This is a genomic window from Pontibacillus salicampi, from assembly GCF_042434395.1.
Lineage (GTDB): Bacteria > Bacillota > Bacilli > Bacillales > BH030062 > Pontibacillus > Pontibacillus salicampi.
The window spans coordinates 534,331-554,696 of record NZ_JBHLTP010000003.1 but is presented as its reverse complement, the minus strand read 5'-3'; the positions used below and the strand labels follow the sequence as shown (position 1 = coordinate 554,696).

At 39.4% G+C, this 20,366-nt stretch carries 22 protein-coding genes and 1 riboswitch; of the genes, 4 read left to right on the top strand and 18 right to left on the bottom strand.

The annotated features are described in order from the left end of the window. Nucleotides 1–31: 31 nt before the first annotated feature. The gene (locus tag ACFFGV_RS04260; RefSeq protein ID WP_377345335.1) at nt 32–1,135 is read right to left on the bottom strand and encodes an anti-sigma factor; all 1,104 of its coding nucleotides are present in this window, start codon (nt 1,133–1,135) and stop codon (nt 32–34) included. After that, complete coding sequence (locus ACFFGV_RS04255) at nt 1,119–1,601, bottom strand: RNA polymerase sigma factor (RefSeq protein ID WP_377345859.1); 483 nt, start codon at nt 1,599–1,601, stop codon at nt 1,119–1,121. The genes ACFFGV_RS04260 and ACFFGV_RS04255 overlap by 17 nt, the downstream gene beginning before the upstream one ends. A gap of 293 nt (nt 1,602–1,894) precedes the next feature. Here ACFFGV_RS04255 and ACFFGV_RS04250 point away from each other — a divergent pair, with 293 nt between their 5' ends. Beyond that, a complete protein-coding gene (locus ACFFGV_RS04250; RefSeq protein WP_377345334.1) occupies nt 1,895–3,025 on the top strand; it encodes a D-alanyl-D-alanine carboxypeptidase family protein in 1,131 nt (376 codons plus the stop codon). A 141-nt stretch (nt 3,026–3,166) separates the two neighbouring features. Here the strand turns inward: ACFFGV_RS04250 and ACFFGV_RS04245 are convergent, their stop codons facing one another. The 6 genes from ACFFGV_RS04245 to ACFFGV_RS04220 all read right to left on the bottom strand — a co-directional run bounded on the left by ACFFGV_RS04245 (nt 3,167) and on the right by ACFFGV_RS04220 (nt 10,649). Continuing rightward, entirely contained in the window at nt 3,167–3,877 is a 711-nt protein-coding gene (locus ACFFGV_RS04245) for a toast rack family protein (RefSeq protein ID WP_377345333.1), read from the bottom strand. 135 nt (nt 3,878–4,012) lie between these two features. After that, nucleotides 4,013–4,516 (bottom strand): L,D-transpeptidase, encoded by a 504-nt coding sequence (locus ACFFGV_RS04240; protein WP_377345332.1) that lies wholly within the window; start codon nt 4,514–4,516, stop codon nt 4,013–4,015. Nucleotides 4,517–4,571: 55 nt separating this feature from the next. After that, a complete protein-coding gene (locus ACFFGV_RS04235) occupies nt 4,572–5,522 on the bottom strand; it encodes an aromatic acid exporter family protein (protein ID WP_377345331.1) in 951 nt (316 codons plus the stop codon). Nucleotides 5,523–5,610: 88 nt separating this feature from the next. Further along, a complete protein-coding gene (locus tag ACFFGV_RS04230; protein WP_377345330.1) occupies nt 5,611–6,042 on the bottom strand; it encodes a BrxA/BrxB family bacilliredoxin in 432 nt (143 codons plus the stop codon). Between the two features lie 158 nt (nt 6,043–6,200). After that, nucleotides 6,201–8,180 carry an ABC transporter permease subunit gene (locus ACFFGV_RS04225; protein WP_377345329.1) on the bottom strand — a complete coding sequence of 660 codons (1,980 nt, stop codon included), beginning with the start codon at nt 8,178–8,180 and terminating at the stop codon, nt 6,201–6,203. Between the two features lie 732 nt (nt 8,181–8,912). Continuing rightward, a complete protein-coding gene (locus ACFFGV_RS04220; RefSeq protein ID WP_377345858.1) occupies nt 8,913–10,649 on the bottom strand; it encodes an ABC transporter ATP-binding protein in 1,737 nt (578 codons plus the stop codon). A 197-nt stretch (nt 10,650–10,846) separates the two neighbouring features. Next, nucleotides 10,847–10,952, top strand: a riboswitch (SAM riboswitch). A 91-nt stretch (nt 10,953–11,043) separates the two neighbouring features. On the opposite strand from ACFFGV_RS04220, the gene ACFFGV_RS04215 reads away from it, so the two are divergent. Next, nucleotides 11,044–12,093, top strand: a complete 1,050-nt coding sequence (locus tag ACFFGV_RS04215) for a homocysteine S-methyltransferase family protein (RefSeq protein ID WP_377345328.1) — start codon at nt 11,044–11,046, stop codon at nt 12,091–12,093. A gap of 311 nt (nt 12,094–12,404) precedes the next feature. Here ACFFGV_RS04215 and ACFFGV_RS04210 read toward each other — a convergent pair whose 3' ends face one another. Then, nucleotides 12,405–12,698, bottom strand: coding sequence for a Dabb family protein (locus ACFFGV_RS04210; RefSeq protein WP_377345327.1), 294 nt, complete (start codon nt 12,696–12,698; stop codon nt 12,405–12,407). Nucleotides 12,699–12,870: 172 nt separating this feature from the next. Next, complete coding sequence (locus tag ACFFGV_RS04205) at nt 12,871–13,419, bottom strand: flavodoxin family protein (protein ID WP_377345326.1); 549 nt, start codon at nt 13,417–13,419, stop codon at nt 12,871–12,873. 120 nt (nt 13,420–13,539) lie between these two features. On the opposite strand from ACFFGV_RS04205, the gene ACFFGV_RS04200 reads away from it, so the two are divergent. Beyond that, the gene (locus ACFFGV_RS04200; protein WP_377345325.1) at nt 13,540–14,451 is read left to right on the top strand and encodes a LysR family transcriptional regulator; all 912 of its coding nucleotides are present in this window, start codon (nt 13,540–13,542) and stop codon (nt 14,449–14,451) included. 35 nt (nt 14,452–14,486) lie between these two features. Here the strand turns inward: ACFFGV_RS04200 and ACFFGV_RS04195 are convergent, their stop codons facing one another. Together ACFFGV_RS04195 and ACFFGV_RS04190 are read right to left on the bottom strand one after the other, a co-directional pair. Next, nucleotides 14,487–15,032: a putative glycolipid-binding domain-containing protein gene (locus ACFFGV_RS04195; RefSeq protein ID WP_377345324.1), complete on the bottom strand. Its 546-nt coding sequence runs from the start codon at nt 15,030–15,032 to the stop codon at nt 14,487–14,489. An 89-nt stretch (nt 15,033–15,121) separates the two neighbouring features. Beyond that, a complete protein-coding gene (locus ACFFGV_RS04190; RefSeq protein WP_377345323.1) occupies nt 15,122–15,391 on the bottom strand; it encodes a 2Fe-2S iron-sulfur cluster-binding protein in 270 nt (89 codons plus the stop codon). A gap of 220 nt (nt 15,392–15,611) precedes the next feature. Here ACFFGV_RS04190 and ACFFGV_RS04185 point away from each other — a divergent pair, with 220 nt between their 5' ends. Continuing rightward, complete coding sequence (locus ACFFGV_RS04185) at nt 15,612–15,752, top strand: hypothetical protein (protein ID WP_377345322.1); 141 nt, start codon at nt 15,612–15,614, stop codon at nt 15,750–15,752. A gap of 40 nt (nt 15,753–15,792) precedes the next feature. Here the strand turns inward: ACFFGV_RS04185 and ACFFGV_RS04180 are convergent, their stop codons facing one another. The 6 genes from ACFFGV_RS04180 to ACFFGV_RS04155 all read right to left on the bottom strand — a co-directional run bounded on the left by ACFFGV_RS04180 (nt 15,793) and on the right by ACFFGV_RS04155 (nt 20,303). Next, nucleotides 15,793–16,341 carry a hypothetical protein gene (locus ACFFGV_RS04180; RefSeq protein ID WP_377345321.1) on the bottom strand — a complete coding sequence of 183 codons (549 nt, stop codon included), beginning with the start codon at nt 16,339–16,341 and terminating at the stop codon, nt 15,793–15,795. After that, nucleotides 16,338–17,828 carry a methyl-accepting chemotaxis protein gene (locus ACFFGV_RS04175; RefSeq protein ID WP_377345320.1) on the bottom strand — a complete coding sequence of 497 codons (1,491 nt, stop codon included), beginning with the start codon at nt 17,826–17,828 and terminating at the stop codon, nt 16,338–16,340. The genes ACFFGV_RS04180 and ACFFGV_RS04175 overlap by 4 nt, the downstream gene beginning before the upstream one ends. Before the next feature lie 342 nt (nt 17,829–18,170). After that, complete coding sequence (locus tag ACFFGV_RS04170) at nt 18,171–18,647, bottom strand: DMT family transporter (RefSeq protein WP_377345319.1); 477 nt, start codon at nt 18,645–18,647, stop codon at nt 18,171–18,173. Nucleotides 18,648–18,662: 15 nt separating this feature from the next. Further along, nucleotides 18,663–19,361: a Crp/Fnr family transcriptional regulator gene (locus ACFFGV_RS04165; RefSeq protein ID WP_377345318.1), complete on the bottom strand. Its 699-nt coding sequence runs from the start codon at nt 19,359–19,361 to the stop codon at nt 18,663–18,665. Between the two features lie 45 nt (nt 19,362–19,406). Continuing rightward, nucleotides 19,407–19,832, bottom strand: coding sequence for a DMT family transporter (locus ACFFGV_RS04160; protein ID WP_377345317.1), 426 nt, complete (start codon nt 19,830–19,832; stop codon nt 19,407–19,409). A 228-nt stretch (nt 19,833–20,060) separates the two neighbouring features. Next, nucleotides 20,061–20,303 (bottom strand): hypothetical protein, encoded by a 243-nt coding sequence (locus ACFFGV_RS04155; RefSeq protein WP_377345316.1) that lies wholly within the window; start codon nt 20,301–20,303, stop codon nt 20,061–20,063. Nucleotides 20,304–20,366 lie beyond the last annotated feature (63 nt).

The following is a 20,366-nucleotide window of genomic DNA, read 5'->3' as shown; positions in this document are numbered from 1 at the left end:
ATCATCTGATGAAAGATGATCCCACCTTTATTTACCAATTCCACAGCTCTACTTCACCAACTGCAATGCTATGTATCCATTCTTCCTCTGTTAAAGAGAGCAGCTCCTTCGTGGGACCTGTTACCACCATACCATAGATACGCACACCGTTTTCTTTTACGTATGCAATGTCTTCCTCCAGCTTATCCTCCTTGAGCCAAACATTCACATCACGAGCAAGAGAAAAATGGCTATTCATTAATTCGAGCATCTTTATAAATTGCTCATTTCTCATCTCAGCATCTTCACTGCCACCCATCGAGTAGGATCTCTCGTTTGTACTCTCAAAATCCTTCCAGGGTTCGTCATAATCGTGAAATTCCATGACACCTCCATAATACGGAAAGCCTAGTGGATCCCCTGGTCCATTTTCCGGGTTATGTACATCAACACCGGTATCGACCGCAAACCACACCGGGTCAGCATTATTCATTTTTTCCATTTTATCCATTATTTCTTTTGTGCTGAAATATGTATCAAAAGAAACATACACTTCTGACACTGTCCCCTCGGGCAGATTAGTCAATCTATCTACTCCATCCTTTTGCTCATATATGGATTTATGTTCAGGATAGACAAAAAAAGGTTCGTCCTGGAGATTGTCTGGTGTTTCGACTGTTGCATTGCCCAATAGAAAACTGGCGGATACATTGCCAAAGTCTTTAGATTCATGACCCACCCTTTTTGTTAGCTCCCCTTCAATTTCTAAACGCGTATATCCAGAATTACCGTGGGTAGAACGCAGCTCCATATTTGGCATCGTCGTGGAAACTGTCGCTTTGATGGTATCTATGTACTGCTGTTGCTTGCTTGGGCTGCCTGAAAGATAAAATAGAGCATTTCCAAACCAAAGCACCAGCATTAATAGAATAAGAAGAGATAGAGCAGTCCAGGCATTTTGAAACCTTGCTTTCCAAATTCCGCGCTTTACCCACTTTTTAGATGTGGATGAGTCCCTTTCCTCTTCCATTTCAGCTTGAAAATATTCTTGATAGGACTCTAATTTATCTAAATCTGCTTCTATTTCTCTTTCTTCTTCCTCACTCAATTCACCTTTTTGATAGGCATCAAGTTTCTTTTTAAACGGATTTCTCACTATAATCCTCCTCCATAGTTCTTAATGCTTTTCTTGCTCTAAATAGCAAAATGCGAAGGTGATTGGTATTTACTCCCATGATTCGTGATGCTTCTTTATGGGTAAAGTCGTAATAGCCGATAAGCCAAATTGCTTGTTTCTGAAGCTCTGGGAGCTTATGAATAGCTGCCTTGGTTTGTTCAAGCCGTTCTTGTACTAACAGCTGTTCATCCAATTCCCCCTTTGAGCACTGAAGGTCAAAATAGGCACCTTCTTTTGGTGTCACTCTTTTTTCTTTACGTTTATAATCAATTAACACGCGATGAGCGACTGTGAAAAGCCAAGGCTTCACTTTATCCCCCTGTAATTCCTCTATATGTAAATATGCACGATAGAATGTTTCCTGCATCATATCCTCCGTCACCACTTTGCTACGAGAAAGGAAGAACAAATAATTATAGACGTCAGCTGCATATTGTTCATAAATGGTTTCTAGTGAATGGCTAATAAATTGTTCCCCCCTTCTACCTTAAACACGTAAACAAAGATAATTTGTTACAGATAATATGAAAAAAAATATAAATTACCCGATTACTGCTAATTTAAACCTGTTTTTTTACAAAACAATTAAATTTCTATTACACCTCTCGAAAAATTCCCGCAAACGTTCTTAACAATTTTATAATGACAAGTGGAATAACAAAACGATTTAATTAGACAAAAAATGACACCAACTTATTTATTCCTGATTAGACTAATATAAGATCAAGGAGTTTTAACGTGAAAAAAATCATTTTCCTAACTCTAATATTACTTTGTTTTACAACGACAAGTATATTAGCAGATGCAAGCATTTCTCCTGCGGACGCTCCAGAGGTAAAAAGTGAGACTGCTGTATTAATGGATGCTGATTCCGGTCAAATTATATATGGAAAGAACGAAGAAAAAACCATGTATCCTGCCAGCTTGACCAAAATTGCCACAGCGATTTATGCTATTGAAAACAGTAATCTAGATGAAACGGTCACCGTAAGTGAGAAAGCCCGAAAGACTGATGGGACACGAGTTTATTTAGAGCCTGGAGAGGAAGTACCCTTACAAAAGCTATTACAAGGATTACTAGTAAATTCAGGCAATGATGCCGGAGTAGCTATTGCCGAACACATGGAAGGCTCTGTTTCGGCTTTTGCTGACTCTTTGAATGCATTTTTGGAGGAAGAGATCGGAGTAGTAAACACCCATTTCGAAAATCCCCACGGTCTTTATCATGAGGATCACGTAACTACAGCCAAGGACTTAGCAGCCATTACCCAATATGCGATGCAAAACGAACACTTTAGGAACATTGTTGGTACCAAAAAGCTTAATTGGAAAGGCGAATCGTGGGAAACCACTATCTTCAGCCATCACAGACTTATGCGGGAGGACCCGTATGACGGTGTCACCGGCGGGAAAACAGGCTATGTTGACGAATCTGGATTCACCCTTGAAACAACAGCAGAACGGGACCACATTCGTCTAATCGTTATCACTATGAAAAGCGATTCCCAAAACACAGCATATGAAGATACAAAGCAATTATTAGACTACGGCTTCAAAAACTTTGAATCCGCCAGCATGGCAAAAGGGAAGACGTACGAGGACGAAGGAAAAACCTACACGCTGAAACAACCATTCTATTACACAAAGCAAAAAAAACAAACCACATCCAATTATATAAAAAACGATACCTTATATTTGATCGACCAACAAGGAAACGACGTAGCTTCCCTAATACTTGAACCAACCAATCAGGAAAAGAGCATGCCAAGCAAATCAATAAAAACCAACACGCACCCACTCACTTGGCAAAACATTATATTCGGCAAAATGATGCACTCTCCCTTCTCCATTAGCCATATCGTGCATTAAAAAGAGGACTGTCTAGAGGACAGCCCTCTTTTTGTATTGTGAAGATAAACTATAAAATGCAAAGGATTTTGCCGTGCTAAGGACTTTTCCGCCACGATTCAGCAGTCCCCCACCTTGCCCTTTTTGTAATGCAGTTCTTTTCTATTTCTCCATTTCAAAAGTTGTCGCGCCTATCCCCATATTCGTATGAATAGTAATAATGGTGTCCGCTGTAGTGTATGCTTTGTTTACATAGATGCCGTCTCCCTTGGAGATGAAGTCCTTAAAGCTTGTTTCTCCTAAGCCCATTTCTGCTTCAATGATGACGCCAGTTTCATTTGGAACAATAATGGTGGTGTCGCCTACTCCAGCATCTAGGTTAACAGCAAAGCTTTGCTTCCAGTCCCCACTCATATCTACCGTTAACTCTCCTACTCCACTTTCTATGTTTACCTTTTCTAGATGCATGCCTGCTAGGTTCAGAACCGAGGAGCTTGCTCCGGCATGAACTGTAAGATCAATAGGCACTTTATTTGTCAGCTGAATATCCCATTCATTATCCATTTCGCTGATGTCTACTTTCTTCTTCTGATTTAGAGTGATGATTCCCGTTTCACCGCTTCTTGTGTATGTTATTTCCGGTTTGAGTCGCTTTGGTTTGTAACGTATGTCTCCTGTCAGCCATTCAGAAGAACCTCCTTCAAGCTGTAATTCTCCTGCACCAAGTGTTAATGCTACATCAAGCTCTTCTGCATCATCTTTTTCCACTTGCACTGTTTCATTAAATACCTCACTCCCTTGTATAGCACTTATTTCACACCCTGCTAATACAAGGAATGCACCTGCTAGGATGGTCAACAGCATATGCTTCATATTGGTTCGCCCCTTTTTGATTTCATGCTTTTATCCTACCATGATATGGGAAAAGTCAGAACTGTCTGTGGCATTAATTGCTACTACGTCTAGAGACTTAGTACACAAAAAAACGCAGGAGCTTATGCTCGTGCGTTATTTGATAGCGCCATATTCTTTTGCTAATTGAGGAAATGTTTTCTTCGAGGAGACGACTGCTATTTTCGTCCCTACCGGTATCCGATCAAATAAATATTCCACATCCTTATTGTGCATACGAATACAGCCATTGGAGATGTACTTTCCTATCGAAGCAGGATTATTTGTACCATGTACTCCATATATTCGGCCATCTGTATCTTTAGCATCAAAGCCAATCCATCTGGAACCAAGCGGATTCTTCGGATCTCCACCTGGAATATCTAATTTACGGTAATATGGGTCTTTGGCTTTTACCGTAATAGTGTGAAGCCCCTCTGGTGTGAGATCATTCGTTTTTCCTGTTGCAACGGGATAGACGTTTTGAACAGCACCATCGTCCACATATGCTAATTGATTTGTTTGCTTGTTCACCATTAAGAAGGGATAGCCTGGTGTTGGATTCTCTCCGATAGGCCAAATAGGGGACGCTAACAATAGAAAAAGGAGCAAGCTTTTCATGCACACACCTCCATCATGTTTTGTAGGTATGCTTAGCTTGCCCCAAGGCGGACATTTATACGTCACTTTTCTTGAATAATCGTTTAATAATCAAGTACTGCTCGATTTCATTTAGTAAGGTGTACAGGCTTGCTCTTGCTTCGAACTCTTCTCTTGATTGAGGCAGCTCTGTCTTTTCAAACTCTGCACGCATATCTTTAATTTGCTGTAAAAACAAGACGGCTGTATTACCTGGGTGAACATTTTCAGATAACTCATCAAAGAATTCAGCAATGACCTGTGCTTCTTCCGTTGTTTGATGAATACGGCTTATTAACGGGAGCATTCGTTCTAATAATTCAAATTGCTTCTTCCTCATTTGAAAATAATGATAATATTCATGATGCCCTTTTGTCATCCTATTTTCCACATCCTGATAGGCTAACGCTTTGGCTTCATCGAGAAGGTCAGCAGTTGCTGTTAATTCCTGTCCTGACCATTGTTGATCTCCTGTTCGTAAGAAGCTGGCAATCTCTCTTAATATAGTCCGGAAATTGCCTTCAATTTTATGCTGCTTTTCTTTTAATTTTCCTTCTAGACTAGGCATATAGAGGTTAAGTAATAAAGCAACCCCTATCCCCACGACAATAAGTAAAAACTCGTTCAAAATAGTGGACCAATTAATGTTATTCGATCCGTATAAATGAAGGATAATAACAGAGCTCGTCACGATTCCTTGCGTAATATTTAACCGCACTGTTGCAGGAATAAATAATAATAACATGAGACCAATTGCAATGGGATTATATCCAGCTGTTTCAAAAACAACAAATGAAAACACCATCGCTAGCATGCATGCTGCAAACCTTGATGTTGCACTCTCCATAGACCGTTTCCTCGTATTTTGAATACAAAGAATCGTAAGTATCCCAGCTGATGCAAAGTTTGTGAGGGAGAGCAGTTGAGCAATCCAGATGGCAACTGGTGTCCCAATTGCTGTCTTAAGTGTTCGATATCCGATTTTCACGTTTCAATCTCCTTCTAGAATTCGTACTTACCCTAGCTAGAACGAGGAAAAAGATGGCCTTATGACCATCTTTTCCTCCACTTTCCTATTATACTTCCTGACAATGTTGATCGAAAATAGCTTGGAGCTTGTTCACTACTTGAATGGGGTCAAATCCTTCGATATCATGACGTTCTACCATCGTTACAATCTTCCCATCCTTCAAGAATGCAAAGGATGGTGAGGAAGGTGGAAATCCTTCGAAATATTGGCGAGCGCGCTCTGTCGCTTCCCGGTCCTGCCCAGCGAAAACCGTCACCAAATGATCAGGGCGTTTATCATAATGTATAGCATGTGCTGCAGCCGGACGCGCTACGCCGCCTGCACAACCACAAACAGAGTTAACCATTACTAATGTCGTACCTGGACGATTCATTACCTCATCCACTTCTTCTGGAGTACTGAGCTGTTCATAACCAGCTTGTTCAATCTCCGTACGAGCTTGCGTTACGACATCATTCATAAAAATATTAAAATCCATGTATGCATAGCTCCTTTATATAGAGTTCCTTACTATGGTCATCTTATCAATATTTGGTAAGGGTTTCAACGGATTCCTATTGGAAGAATAGGAGTTTCACTACTAGTATCATACTTCAAGTGCAGCTGAATTTCTAGCAGAAGATAACACTCTTCTTGCTAATATTTACGGATTGGTGTAAACCTTTCTTTACTTATAGACTTCACATGCACTGTATCGGATTGTTTACCGCCTTTCTTCTTTTTGCTGCTAACTCCTTTCAACCCTATATTTCGTTGTATCTCTTCCTGTATAGATCCGAACACTCCGTGAATGGAAAAAAGGAATAACAATAGTAATACAAGAGCAGGGAGTACCATCAGATATTTCCCTGTCATGATTGCTTCACGCTGCAATGAAATTAATCCCGCCCATTCAAACGTAATCGGTATATTCGGATTGTTCGCTTGAGGGATTACACCGCCAAGCAGGAGCTCATACACCCCTAAATGCACTAAAATATATATGACCTGGATGATTTGTTGGCTTGTCTGATATATAAGCCTTGGAAGTAGGTGTGGTGTAATGTGTCGAAAGAAAATGTGTGTTTTACTAGCCCCCATCGTAATGGCCTGGTATATATATTCGTGATTTAACATGTGCTTTGCTTCATTCCCAATAACATTTACCATAATTGGAATTACCACAATGGTAAGCAACATGCCTTCAAACACAATTCGCTCGAGTAAGCTACTCTCAAACCCTGATTGCGGGCGTACTAGCGGTCCTCTTAATAGTAGGTATGCAATTAAACTTAAGGGTAAATATTGAATTCCGTCTGATATCTTGCTGACAACATTTTGCAGGCTGTTATTCATATAGAACAAAAATGGAATACTTAATAAATATCCAACTATTACTCGAAGGAATGCAATGATTATAACAAACAGTATGGTATATTTGGCTCCCGCAATCAATTGATCCAGTATGGAGAATCCGAAAGCATCTGAGCCAAGTATAAACGGCTCCGGCGGGTCATGTGGTGGTGCACTAATGACCTTCCCTTCTTCATTCTCATGAAATTTCACGTTGGTGATGGGCTTCTCTTGTACTGCACTAAATCCAATGCTTACTAGCAAAAAGCCTACGATATACACAAGGCCTAATACGAAGGGGAGGCGCTTCCATAAACGCATCATCATTTCTTTAGGGAATCGAGTATAGGAAGGTGTACGTCCCTGTCTTTTTTGAAACGTAGGTTGTTTTTGGAACAATTTCTGTACCCTATTTACGGTCTCATCAGCAGTAATACCCCAAAGGTCAAAAGCAGTGTAAAGGAAATAGAACGGTGTAAAAATCATAACGAGGGAGAAAAATATAATAATTGGTCGCGAGTCTGTCGTAACTGTCTTCAATATTCCATAGAAGTTAAAAAAATGCTCTATAATGAATAAGCTCGACAATGTAATCCATACAATTGTTTTAGATTGGTAAAATAAGCTCTTATGTATATTGCGAATACAATGCCTGACAAGGATGACACTATCCCGAACTCCTTTACTTCGGGCTAAATATACATACTCCTTCGACCATTCATCCTCTAATAGCAACAGGATAATTTTAAAAAACATAACTGTTGGCAGCAGCGAAAGCGTTATAATAGGTCCTAGGTAAATCCTCTCTTCCCCAAGATACGCAAACTCCATAAGTATAAACCCGAATCGCTGAAAAATGAACACAATAAGCAATTGTAACAAAATAATAAACATGACATCAGGAAACGATTGAATCACGTTCGACCATTTATGTATGTAGTCTTTAAATCGAGATGGCAGCAGCATAGCAACTAAAGCCAATAGAAATCCTGCCAAAAGGGATAAGGCAAGGGCTGCTAAAAAAATGGTCATGGAGTATGCATACCGCTCCGGTAAAAGCTCGAAAATAGGAACCATTTCCACTTTCGGATTCATTATTTGAGAATTAGCATTCATCATCCATTCTCTTGGTTGTGTAAGCTCGGCAATCAGCATATACATTTGTTGTAAAAAAGCAGCACCATTCCCATTCAATCCACCATAAAATAGACTAGGAACACAACTGATAATCCCAATACCGAACACTCCGAGTATGTAGTACCCTATAAGCCTAACAAATTTCATCCAACCAACCTCCACGCTTTTACTGTTACAAGAATACGTAATAAGAAAATTTTACCACACCCCTTCCAAAGACCGAATACTAAAGCATTGTTTAATTTTAATTTTCTGAGTAATCCGCATAAAAAAGAACCCTACCAAGTAACGGGTCTTACTCCTTTCCTATTGACGCTTAACAACAGCTTTTCGAGCACGGAACAATAATACTTACCCAAGGTGGAATATAAACATTACTATCTTAGGTGATATACATTTAAAACTCTTTACGAATTCCTAATGCTATTCTTCCAAGTTCAGGTTGCTTTAGTTGAAGAAGGATATACCTAAATCAAACATTTCCACCTCGCATGTAGACTATACTATTCGTGCTGTTATGGTTTTTAAATATATTTGGTACACGAATTCGCAGGTATCTACTAGAAAACAGACTCCTGCGAATTGGTATGTAAATTTAGTCAAATCCCTTTAGTGATGGGAAAAAAGAGGGCCAATTCATATGCGAATTGGCCCTCTTTTTGGGGTGTTATTCTATTGTTTGTACTGCAAATCCGAACCCTTTACCTACCAAAGGGGTTCTTTATAAGAGTAAAAACCCTATAATTAATAATGCAATAATTATGAGCAGCATAAGCAGCTGATACTTGCGATTTAATTTCTGAAAAATACGTATGAACATTGGAATCGCCTCCTCTCGAGAAGCTTACCTATACATACGGATAAAATGTACTAAAAGATTCAGTTACCTTTCACTTTCAGTTGCTGATTTGCAAATTCCCGGTAAGTGGCGTGATCTTTGTACAGCCTCTCATGATCGCCAATTCCTGTTACTTCCCCTTGATCTATAAAGACAATTTGCTCAGAATGGACGACTGTAGATAAGCGATGTGCGATAACAATCGTTGTTCGCCCCTGCATCAAATTATCGAGCGCTTTTTGCACCACCATCTCCGCCTTACTATCGAGACTGGAGGTTGCTTCATCCAGAAGCAGAATATCTGGATTTCGTATTAGCGCCCTAGCTATCCCAATCCGTTGACGCTGTCCACCTGATAACTTAATTCCACGTTCGCCAACCTGAGTATGGTAACCCTCGGGAAGGTCCTCTATAAATTCCTTCGCATATGCCATTTGAGCAGCTTGATTTATCTCTCCTTCGCTGGGTTTATAATCCAAGCCATAACAAATATTCTCCTGAATGGTTCCTGAGATGATAGGACTCTCCTGAGAAACATAGCCAATATGTTTACGCCAGTCCTCGAGGTTAATATGCTGGATATTCATTTCCCCTAACTTGATGACGCCTTTTGATGGCTGATAAAAGCGTTCTATTAATGCAAACAAGGTCGTCTTGCCACTACCACTTGGTCCTACAATTGCTGTTACAGCATTAGGAGGAATAGTGAATGAGATATTATTTAGAACAACACTAGTTTCCTGATACCCAAATGATACACCATCGAAATGGATATCCTGTTTGGCTTCCTTAACCCTTGCCCCTTTATGTAATGCTTCCTCTTGTTCATCCAGAATCCCAATGATACGCTCTGTAGCTCCTGAGGCTTTTTGAAGTTGAGTAAAAAAGGTAGTAAATTGACTTAGTGGGACAATGATTTGAAATAAGTACAGTATAAAAGCTACGAGATCACCTGCAGAAAGCCCACCTGAAGACACTCTGAAACCTCCATAGCCAAGCACAATAACTAGCATTGCCATGAGTACTAGCGTCATTAAAGGACCAATGATGGCTTGAATGGTAGCTTCCTTCAGTCCATATTGAAATAGGTTTTGAATTCCTGTTGTTCCCTGATTGAACTCTCTCCTTTCGGCATTAGAGGCCTTTACTAGACGTATTTCAGAAAGCACTTGGGTCGTTGTGGCTGTAAAGCTTGCTGTCTCATCCTGCAACCCACGGGAGACCTTATACATTTTCCTGCCGAGCGGTAAAATGATTCCAATCGCTAATGGTACGGCTATCAGCATTACCATAGTCATCTTCCAATCAAGAATTAATAGAATAATAACCGACCCAATAATCGAAATAAATCCTGTAAAAAAATTGGTGACATGCTCTGTTATTAAATTTTTGACGATACTAGTGTCATTTACAATCCGACTAATTAGTTCCCCTGTCTTATGTTCATCGTAGAATGGTACAGGGAGCTTAACATGCTTATCCCACAGCTTGGAGCGTAGTCCTGCTACAATTTGCTGCCCAACATAATTTAACAAATAAATGGAAAGTCCACTTGTGAAGGCTTGTATTAAGAACACTGCAAATAACATCGCTACAAATGTCCATTCAAAAGAGGCGATACTGAAATCATTAATAAAATCCCTTGTTAATAACGGTATGAACAGGCTGACGATGGTGGAAATCACACTGAACGAAAACGCTATGCCCATTCTCGCAACAGATGGCTTTGTATTTTTAATTAATTGAAAAAACTGTTTCCCCTTTTGGGGATATGTCATTTCTGTCAAATTGTATCCCTACTTTTTTCTTATGTACTATTGTCATTTTACCACAAGTTCATCCATTTATTTGATATAGCCCATTCCCCTCATCTAGTGCTGTATTGCTACTTTATTATCATAAATTTTCGAAAAAGTTCAAAAAAGGATTGACCTCTCTTACAATCTCTCCTATAATTCAAATTACAACTTAATAGCTCTTATCAAGAGCGGCTGAGGGAATAGGCCCTGCGAAGCCCGGCAACCTTTCAATTCGTTTGAAAAGGTGCTACATCCTACAGACTACGGTCTGAAAGATAAGAGGAGGAAACGTGTACATACACCCTCTTCTTATGGAAGAGGGTTTTTTAGTGTCCTCTTCTATAAAAACTACTTAATGGAAGGATGAATAACAATGAAAAGATCACTAGAACAACGTTTACAAGACGGTCCAGTCATTTGTGGAGAAGGCTATTTATTTGAATTGGAAAGAAGAGGCTACCTGCAAGCAGGCTCCTTTGTACCAGAGGTAGCTATTGAAAATCCAGAAGCATTGAAACAAACGTATCGAGATTATATGAAAGCTGGATCTGACGTGGTTCTTGCTTTCACCTATAATGCCCATCGTGAGAAAATGAGAATTATTGGTAAAGAAGACTTGCTAGAGCCTTTAAATCGAAATGCTATCCGTTTAGCTAAAGAAGTTGCAAAGGAACACCCAACCGAAGAAGCACTTGTAGCTGGGAACGTTTCCAACACTAATATATTCGATCCGGACGATCCCGCATCAAAAGAGAAGGTTCGTACGATGTTCGCAGAAATGATTAAATGGTGTAAAGAAGAAGATGTTGATTTTGTGAATGGGGAAACATTCTACTATTATGAAGAAGCAAAAATTGCCCTAGAAGAAATACAGAAACAGGACTTACCAGCTGTTATCACATTTGGTCTTATGGGAGAAAACATCCTTCGTGATGGGTACACCGTTGAAGAAGGCTGCCGATTACTGGAGGAACAAGGCGCACTCGTTGTAGGAATGAACTGCTTCCGTGGTCCAGCTACCATGCAGCCATATGTAGAAAAGATACGAGAAACATGTGAGGGCTTTGTAGGAGCACTGCCTATTCCATATCGTACGACAGAAGAGCATCCAACATTTTTTAATCTGCCAGATGGAGGTTGTTCTTGTAGCTTGCCAACTGAAACCACCTTCCCTACCTCTCTTGATCCGCTTTACTGCAATCGTTATGAGCTTGCATCCTGGGCAAAAGATGCTCTCAACACAGGTGTGAATTATTTCGGTTTATGCTGTGGAGCTTCACCGAGTATGCTTAGAGAAGTAGCTGAGACAGTTGGGCGTGAAGCGATTAATTCTACGTACTCACCTGATATGGAAAAGCACTTCCTATTCGGCACAGATGATACACTGAAAGGGCATAACCTTACCTATCGGACAAAAGCATAATAAAAAAGATAGGCTATTATAAAATGCTCCCTTTGTAAAGGACATTTTCAACGACATCCTAGACCGTTTTTGGGAGATGATCTCTGTATTGAACAGGGATCATCTCCTTTGTTAATACGGATATAAGGTGTGCCAAGTCACCTAGGAAATGTTAAGAGCTATGATAACCATGTTGATTGATGATTATAGGTAAAGAAGGGGATATGTTTTCATGCGAAAGATTAGCTAAGTAAGCGGAGGATTACTTAAGAAGCGGGGTAGAAAGCGACAAAAAAATTCTCTGATGCTAACCATCAGAGAATATATCCATGTTATATTTCAAAATCCACTGCAAGAATATCTGTAAGACCGATTTCCCTTAAGTAGGCTACAACCTCTTGGTGTTTCTCATGAGGGCTATATGCCTCTAAAGCTTGTTTATCTTCAAAGCGTACCGTTAAGCCTACTTCATAGCCTTGATTCCTATCAGAGAAATTCAAACCAGCTTGAATATCAACGATACCAGGAATTTCTTGTTTAAGTGATGTCAGCTTATGTATTGCCTCTCGCTGCTGCTCTTCTGTAGTTTGTTCAGTAAACGTGAACAAAACAATATGTTCAATCATTTAAGATCCCATCCTTCCTAGTGTATATCCATAGAAGATCCTTCATTCACTATATTCTTCTGGTGCTTTCAGGTCAAACGATAGAATACAAATTCACTCGCCCCATGGAATCAATTGAGAGATAGCTAAAGTCATCAAAGGGTACCAAGTATCCCAGAAAGAGATGATGACATTATGTGTCTTCTTTTAATGTTTGATTTAACAAATCAGCACTATATAAAGCTTTTTTATCTTGTTCAATTTCCCCTGGCTTGTTCGCTTGTCCAAGTACGTAACCTTCAAATGGAAGGTGTACAAAGTCAAAAATATACTTAAATTGTTGCAGCAGCGGTAGTCCTTTTATATAGGGAGAATCTCCGCCCACCGCAATAACATACCCTTTTTTCCTAGCCATTCGCTCGCGGAGATCATGATATCTATCCTCTCTCATGGCTTGAGACCAGCGATCAATAAACTGCTTCATGGTACCTGTCATCGTGTACCAGTAGATGGGAGTGGCAAAGATAATCTTATCGTATTCCATTACACGATCCATTACTTGCATGAAATCGTCTGCTACTTCTGAAAAGCCTCCCTCAGCGTGACGTTCATCTACAATGGGGGAAATATTGTACTCATCCAATTGGATAATATCTACCTCTAAACCATGAACTGCTCGAGCAGATAATAGATTTGTATTTCCATTTTCACGGCTTCCACCGTTAATCATAACAATGCTCATTCCTTTTCCCTCCTAGGTTTTGTCTGTTCATACTATTTAGCTTATACTATACATGCAAATCAGAAAAACGAATAATTTCGATAAGAATAATAGATAAAACCGATAAAGGAATGGTGAGTCATGGATCAAAAGCAACTGACTACATTTTTAACAGCTGCAGAGACACTTAATTTCACGAAAACAGCAAACACGTTAAACTATGCACAATCCAGCGTTACAGCACAGATTAAATCGTTAGAGGAGAGCCTTGGAGCTCTATTGTTTGAACGGTTAGGAAAACGGTTAGTCCTAACAGAAGCAGGACACCGATTTAAAAAGTACGCCGAGAAAATGGTTAAAATGAGTGAGGAAGCAAAAATGGCCATTAGTTCGGAAAACGAGCCAACCGGAACTCTCGTCATCGGAGCGCAGGAGAGTCAATGCACTTATAGATTACCTCCTGTTTTAACAGAATTCAAACACCTGTATCCCCATGTCAAGCTTATATTTAAACCCGCTCATTCCGATGAATTAGCTCGGGAGCAACTAATGAATGGAGCATTGGATGCTGCTTTTATTATGGATGTATCTAAGCCTGAAGAGTCTTTAACCATTGAGCCTTTAGTAAAGGAGGAAATTAAATTAGTAGCCGGAAGAGAACATCCGCTTGCGGAAAGGGCTTTATCGTTAAAGGATTTAGAAGAAGAAACATTTTTATTAACAGAAACAGGCTGCTCCTATCGAAATCTACTAGAGATATCTTGTTCCAAAGCCCAAGTTTATCCTCTAAACAAGTTTGAATTTGGCAGTATAGAGGCCATTAAGCAGTGCATCATTGCTGGTTTAGGTGTAGCTGCTCTACCAACAATGGTAGTAGAAAAAAACCTCAAGGATGGTGATATGGTAGAATTGAAATGGGACAATGATATTCCGCTCATTCATACACATATTGCTTGGCATAAAGATAAATGGATGTCCAAGCCACTGGAAGATTTCATATCCATAGCTCACAAATTATTAAAGACTCCTGTCCTCAACAATACACATAGCTAAGAAATTATTATTCTTAGCTATGTTCTCTTTATATTCTATTTGGTGCGTATAAAGACTTCTGGATACTCCAATACCAAGCCAGCATCATCTACCGTTAGAATCGTTTGATAGTCCTTACAAGCATAACGGAACTGTCTTCCCCTTTCCGTTCTTCCCAAATAGGTGTACTGCTGTTCTACCGTTATCGTCTTAAGTGTTCTCCCGTCGATATAAAGCATTAGAAAATTCCTTTTTTCACCTGTCCGCCAGTTAAGCCTGTTAATGGGGAGGGAATTGGAAAACGGGGTTACAGATAAATCGACGTCCACAGCTTGATCAGCATAGGAAAGGTGGTCCCCTTGACAAACCCATCTCCCTTCTTCCCTCGTGAGGCATAACTCCTTCTTTGACTCTTCATTTCTCACTTGAACCTTTTTTACATACCAGCTGAAATCCATTTCTATGCAATAGGTAGTAACCTCCCCAGTGCTACCTTCAACCTCCACTCTCCCCTTTGCAACAATCGTCTTTTCTTTCCATTCTAGCTGCGTATATTGCTGTCCTTTTAACTCCAAATGCTTCCAACCTATTATTTTCTTCACGGTGATTCCTCCTTATCCAAAAAAAGCACCCAACTTTTGTAAAAAATTGAGTGCTTGCGTCTAATGATCATATACCATATGTAATTCCCTTATTTTAATGGAACAGTTTGGCAGGCAAGACGAAAACCGTTGTCCAGTTCGTCTTCAATTTGCTCGTGCTCTTTTGGAGTCGGCTGATTCACCAAATCCTGTCCATTTATTAGCTCTACTTTACAACGGGTGCAGTTCCCTTTTTGACATTTATAATCTAAAGGAACCTCCTGTTCAAAAGCAGATGCTAAGAGAGACTGGCCTTTAACCGGCTTAATAGAATATACTTCTTCCACCTGCTTAACCTGTATGGATGAATTGCTACTCAAAGTTATCTTCCTTTCTTATTTATCATTTCTTACTACCCCAACCTCTATTGTAGTGCTAAAAGGAGGATGGTACAAGATACACAAGCTATTTCTCTTCCATATTTACCTCAATTGATTATTCATTTCTCAATAATTTTTAAAAAATCCAATATTTAGTGAACTTTCTCTGTCAGTCATTGGTATAGTTTAAAAAGTATTAAAGCAAGGTGGGGCGATTCCTTTGAATAATACATCCGAGCAATGGATGGCCCATTTTCAACAGGGAGATACAGAGGAATTAGAACATCTATATTTATTAGTTTCCAGCACCATTTTATGTATGTTCCTCAGTGTGAAAACCTTCAAATGGGACGCTTCCTAAACGTAAGCTAAGCGCAAACTCTTCCTGGCGCTTAACTTTTTTATCGGACAGATGCCTGTCCTATCCGTTTTGAGTATTTGGTTAAAACATATAAAGCACTCCCAAACACACTTTGGATAATGACTATTAGAATAGGATACCAGAGCGATTTAGGGAATATCGTAAGACACAATTCAGGGGCGATAAAGTATATACCAATGTGATACACCCCAAATATCATGCTGGCAAGAATAGGTAAGAAATCGTTGTTATGATATAAAGTCATTCCAATAACTACCATAAAAATAAAGTGATACTCTACTATTCCATCCCCGCCTAACATGATAGATACGGCGATAAAAGATAAGGCTAGCGTATGAATGAACGGCAACATGTGTGCAAACCGCTTTCTCTGGAACGTAATCTCCCACCATACACAAAATAGCACCGGTACCCAAAGAGCTACATTAACTAACAGCTGGTGATCCCAATAAATAGATGGTCTACCAACTTGAAGGGCTAAGTCATGGATACGATGAAGATAGTGGATCAGGAAGGAGAGCAATAACATCAACCATATACTATACCTCATTATACGAGGAGACATCATTCTCTCCCCTCCTTACCACCGTGATTAAGTTTCTCAGCTATTGCTTCTAATTCACCCAGAGCATCGTCTGTATGTTGATGTTGCTGGGACTGATCCTCGACATGACTCGTAACTTCCTGAATACTAGCAGCTGATTGCTTCGAAAATTCCGAAATATTCCCCATTTCTTCTGAAATAGTTTGAGCTTGATCATGTATAGAATTAGAAAGACTATCTGCCTGCTGTGATTGTGAGAGTACACATTGAACACTATCCTCGATTTTCTGGAAGGCAGCTTCCACATCTGTGGTGTAGGATTGACTTTGATCAATAATCGTTGTTTCTTCTTTTATTTGATGCACCACCTGCTGTACATCTAACAATATTCCTGACAAGATGTTTTCGATTTCATTTGAGGATGCGGTACTTTGTTCAGCAAGATTTCTTATCTCATTTGCTACCACACCGAATCCTCTACCTGCATCACCTGCTCTAGCTGCTTCAATGGATGCATTTAATGCTAGAAGGTTCGTTTGATTAGCAACTTGTTGGATGGCGTGGATGATTCCCTCAATTTGTTTTGTTTTCTGAGCTAGCTCTGTAATAGTCCCATCGGTAATATGAATATGTCCAGCAAGGTCCTTCATATGAGAAGTTAATGTCTGGAGATTCTCTTTGCCGATGTCAAGTGCTTGCACACTATGAAACGTCTCCTGGTTCATTGTGTTGGCAACGCTTGACGTTTCTGTAATGTCTTCTGCCATTTGGCGGAGGTGCTCGTTAATATGAACTATACTACTTGCATGTTCTTCTATTCCAGATGCCATTTCATAAAAGGTCCTCGAAGTTTCCATACTGTTTAGCGAGGAAAGGGAGCTACCTTGTTTGATAACACGTAAGTTTTCAATTAGCTTATTCGAAATGACGCTTTGCTCCTTCATTACATGTTCCAATCCTTCTTGCTTAAGTGTTGACTCCTGGCGGGCTTTCTCTGCATCAGCTATTCTTCGTTGGGACCACAGGACTCGTTGTACTAATGGCACTGCTATGGAAATAACTGCAACGGCATGTAGCATAAACGTAAACCAGTAATGTGCATTATTATTGTTGACACCATGATTGAATATCATAGTCGGATCAACAAACATAAATACTAAATGGTGCAAAGCAAATAAAGAGGCAATAAGAATGACCGGTTTAGCCCTATTATAAATAGCAATAGCTACCATACCAAAAGCAAAATGGAAATGGGCTTCAATCATTCCGTCTAAACCGTGTATAAATAATGAAAAGTACACTACTAGTAATATAGTATTACCGTACATCCTAACAGTAGGCGCCTTTCCAAACCAATACGATAAAATACTCAGACATGTAAGGACACTCGCCGTTATCACGAGCCAGGTGATGGAATTAATGGAGAAAAAGGCAAAAGGGACAGCGACCACTAAGTTTAACAATAGATACCATAATACTAACCTATCATTTGAATGTACATGTTTCTTCAAATTGAATATCATCCTTTCACAAAGTAAGCTTTTGTATAACAAAGCCCTGCTTCTATATAGCAGATAAGTCACTCAGACGAAGTGAATGCATCATTAACCGTTGTTCCAAACCACCACACCATTCATTAAGACTACAAAACTTCTTTTTAATGGAAATAATTCAGCGTTGTTTACAGGCCTTCTAATTATATATCGGTACAACAATCTAAAATTAAAGACTTTAGACCTATAAAAAAAAGAGACCAACAATTATGGTCTCTTTCCATATGTAAGGGTAAAGATACTATTCGCTCAAAAGCTTTCAAACCTCCCTTTGTTTTATCTAAAGGGAGGCATTTATCATTATATATGATAATCTCTGCTAACCTGTTTCAATAACCGAGACATATTACCGCCGAGCTTGAATATTAGCACTCCAACAATTAAGATGCATAATCCCACAGCTTTATTCACCGTAAAGGCTTGAGAAGGAAAACCGAACAACCCATATGTGTTCACCACAGTCGCTATGGTAAGCTGAGAGATGAGAACAATAGATACCGCATAAGCAGGTCCCAACAGACTAATTCCTCTCATTAAACAAAAAACAATGCCGACACCAAATACTCCGCTAAATAAATAAACAGGGTTTACTCCACTAAAAACAAAAAGTTGAGTGTCATCCAAGAGATAGAATACTGGTAAGGAGCTGACAAAGCCAACACCTAACACGATAGTGGTCGTAGCCCAGGAACCCCCTTTTTCACTTATTCGGGAATTAAAAACATTCTGCGTGCTGATACATACACCTGCTATTATAGAAAATAGTGCTCCAATCATGTATTTCCCCCTTCTCTACTCATATATATTGCCATTTGCTCTCTTTTTTAAAGTCTCCACGTCCTTAATAATAATCATCCCTCTTGTTCGTTCTATAATATTGTGCTGATGGAAATCTTGCAGCACCCGATTCAGGTGTCGATAGCTTGTCCCTATGACGTCAGCAATATCCTGAAGTATAGAGGTCCTCATTTCTTCATGAAACAATGACCCTTCTCCTTCTTTGGATAAGGAAAGAAGATAGCTTGCGAGTCGCACATCTACCGGATATAACATGTTAACCGTTGATGCGTGTGATTCTGTATAGAATTTATGGGTAATAATCTCCAACAAAAACTGAAGGAAGGCATGATTATGAGCTTCGTGCTTCTTAATATCATGAAAAGGCAAACCAATTAGATATCCATCTGAAACGGACTCAACTGTGTTAAATACTTCCGTTTGCTTGACGTATTCGACATCCCCGATAATGGCAAAAGGTGTCTTAAAGCGAAGAATGAGTGATTTTCCCTCTAGAGTAGTGGTAAATATCTTTACCTTTCCCTTCACTAATAAATACATGGTGGATAAGGAATCTCCTTTTGTACAAATGGTTTCTCCTTTGCTTATTTCATATAAGCGAAATGCACCAAGTGATGGCGAAGAGAAGAAAGAATCCAATTGAAATTCTTTCACATATTTTTGTAGCAGTTGTTGATCCAAAACCTCTTTCAAACAAACACCTTCCTATCTGAATAGTATTATTTGGTGATTAGCTATTTAAATTTTAAATAACATTACTCCCACTATCATCATGCATATCCCAAGCAGCTGATGGGGACGAACGGAGAAGGACTTTTCTCCAAACCAGCCGCGAGCTTCAATAAGAAAGGCTCCTAGCAATTGCGCTACAAGCAAGATGGCTATTGCTGAAGCAGGGCCTACTAAATGAATGGCGGTTAACTCTGAAAAGACAACGATAACTCCTAGGGCACCACCTGCGAAGTAAATAGGGGGCACCTTTGTCATGCCTTTCGAATCTCCGTCTTTAACGAATAAATAAATGGTAAGAGATAACATAAATCCAACTAAGTGTACGATGGATGTCGTATGCCACCCTCCTATTACACTGCTCATCTTTGTATTAAAGATACCTTGTAGGGTTATACAAAATCCTGCAATGATGGAGAATAGAATTCCTTTCATTCCATCCTCTCCTTTCTGTCTATTATGAATCCATTACAATACAAGTTGCTTGCAGAAGAAAGGACATATGTCCCAAAAGATATTTATAGTTAACCTAGACATATCATGCTTATATAAAGCTTACATTAGGATAAAAGTATGGGCTGGAACCCCAGAACATGGATGAACTAAAATTCCCCACATAAAAAGAAGTGCAAATGATACATGCACTCCTTTGAACCACAGGGTTTATAGAATAAGTAAATAAACTACTATTGGTATGACCGTGATAAAGACTCCTATGCCTTTAGTTCTTGCTTTAAATTGTAAAATGAAACCGATTGCCCACAAAAGGAAAAGCGCCAGGTAATACCATCTGTACACAGGAGAGTCCGTTTCTGCGATGCCTGGCCCACTCATCCAAATGGAGAGCAGCAAAACAAATGCACCAGAAAGAGTATTCCAAGTGTGCCTTATTATTTTTCGGATCATTTTCCCCATCCTTTTTATATTAGTGTTAGTTAACGAATCTTGATACTACAAACTAAGCCAATT